Below are 247 nucleotides of genomic sequence, written 5' to 3'. Positions count from 1 at the left end.
TTGGTGTTCCCGGGTCAGGGTTCGCAGTGGGTGGGTATGGCGGTGGGGCTGCTGTCGGGGTCGGAGGTGTTCGCGGGGCGGATGGGGGAGTGCGAGCGGGCTCTGGCGCCTTATGTGGATTGGTCGTTGGTGGAGGCGTTGGGTTCTGAGGTGTTGTTGGCGCGGGTGGATGTGGTGCAGCCGGTGCTGTGGGCGGTGATGGTGTCGCTGGCTGAGGTGTGGCGTTCGTTCGGTGTGGTGCCGGACG

At 66.8% G+C, this 247-nt stretch carries 1 protein-coding gene; it reads left to right on the top strand.

The genetic code is table 11. The annotated features are described in order from the left end of the window. The coding region (locus VR45_RS40790; RefSeq protein WP_159394562.1) for an acyltransferase domain-containing protein at nucleotides 1-247 on the top strand (247 nt) is incomplete at both ends.

The sequence above is a fragment of the Streptomyces sp. NRRL S-495 genome (genome assembly GCF_000966955.1).
GTDB lineage: Bacteria > Actinomycetota > Actinomycetes > Streptomycetales > Streptomycetaceae > Kitasatospora > Kitasatospora purpeofusca.
This window is presented reverse-complemented; position numbering and strand designations above follow the sequence as displayed.